This is a genomic window from Imhoffiella purpurea (assembly GCF_000585215.1).
GTDB classification, from domain to species: domain Bacteria; phylum Pseudomonadota; class Gammaproteobacteria; order Chromatiales; family Chromatiaceae; genus Imhoffiella; species Imhoffiella purpurea.
Window position 1 is genome coordinate 1 of sequence record NZ_AONC01000078.1, and the last position, 1,698, is coordinate 1,698.

Genomic DNA, 1,698 nt, shown 5'->3' on the forward strand with positions numbered 1-1,698 from the left:
GTAAGCGTTCAGACCCTCCTCCTCCCTTGGGGACGTGAAGACAGACGGGCTCCGCTATGGCAAAGTCAAAACCACGACCTAAACGACGCCAGCATCCGGGTGCTGTCCGGACGCGACCCGACGAGGCGATGCATCTCTCGCACGATGACCTGACGCAGATCGACGAAGCCGTTCTCCAAGAGCTGGAGGAGCGGGCGCTGCGTGCGTTGTCGGTGAAGCTGTTGGCCGACCTGAAGGAGGCGCATGAGCGTCTCGGTCAGAACCCGAGCAACAGTTCGCGCCCGCCCAGCAGCCGTGCCCCTTGGGAAGGCGTTGTTGCGTCAGAAGAGGTGCCGGATTCTGGAGAGCAATCCCCTGAGGAGACACGTGAACCGGAAGATCGCGACGCCCCTGGCCGTGCGGCAGAGGAGACTCAGGAGCAGGAGACGGACAGGTCATCAAAACGCCCTGGGCAGCCCCCTGGTCGTGCGGGTCACGGACGCACCCAGCGCCTGACGGTGCATGAGGAGCGCCATCATCATCCTGAAGTGTGCGGGCTCTGTGGTGAGCCCTTGACGGCGAGCCACGACACCCGCGCCCACAGTGCCCATTACATGATCGACCTGATCCTGCCGAGCGCGGAGCAGGCGGGGCTGCAGGTCGTCCAGATCAAGCATGTCTATCAGGCCCGCCGCTGCGGATGCGGCCACTGGACGGCGGCGCAGCCCGCGCATCAAGGGCCCGAGGACGCATGGACGGTGGCGCTCAGCGAGCGGCATCTGGCCGGTCCCCTGCTGGTGGCGCTGATCTGTGCGCTGGCGCTGCGCATGCGCCTGTCGCGTCGGCGCATCCAGGAATTCCTGGCCGACTGGCTGGGGCTCTCGCTGGGCGTGGCGACCATCAATCAGTGCGTCCATGAAGCCGGACGCGCCTTGGCTCCGGTGGAAGAGCAATTGCTCACCGAGGTGCGCGCCAGTGAGTTGCTGCATGCCGACGAGACGAGTTGGATCGAGAACGGGCATCTGCTGTGGCTGTGGGTCTTCACCAACGCCACCACGACGCTTTTTCGCATCGGACGGCGCTCGCAGGATCTGCTCCAGGGCGTGCTCGGGGGGCTGTTCGCCGGCTGGCTGATGAGCGACGGTTACTGGGCCTACCGCGATTATGATCAACGCCTGCGCTGTCTGGCCCATCTCCTGCGCAAGGCGCGGGGGATCGAGGAGAGCCTCGACCGCTCGGTGAGCGGCTTCGGACGGGCGTTGCACGAACACCTCGATGCCCTCATGGAGAGCGTCTACGCCGCCCGCGAAGGACCACCCCCGCGGTCGTTGCGCCAACAGCACGCTGCCGCGCTCAACGCCCTCTTTGCGCTGTGCCTCGCCCAGGCCGAGTCCCAGCACGCCAAGACGCGCGCGCTCGCCCGCGAGTTGCTCAACGACTGGGACACCTTCTGGGTCGTGCTCGATCATCCCGATCTGCCGCTGACCAACAACCGCGCCGAGCGCGCCCTGCGCCACTGGGTCATCGCCCGACGGATCGGCTACGGAACGCGCAACGCCCAGGGCTCGCGCGTCTTCGCCACGCTGGCCAGCGTGATCGAGACCTGCCGTCAGCGCGGACACTCGCCCTGGCTCTTCATCGCCGAGGTTATGCGCGAGCGTCGTCAGGGGCGACCGGCTCCCGTTCTGCCGCCACCTGCTGCGGCGTGAGAGCAGGGGG

General features: G+C 66.9%; 1 protein-coding gene. It reads left to right on the forward strand.

Features of this window, described 5'->3' with window-relative positions:
- The first annotated feature begins 128 nt into the window (after window positions 1–128).
- A complete protein-coding gene (gene tnpC, locus D779_RS19650; RefSeq protein WP_081763617.1) occupies window positions 129–1,688 on the forward strand; it encodes an IS66 family transposase in 1,560 nt (519 codons plus the stop codon).
- The last annotated feature ends 10 nt before the right edge of the window (window positions 1,689–1,698 follow it).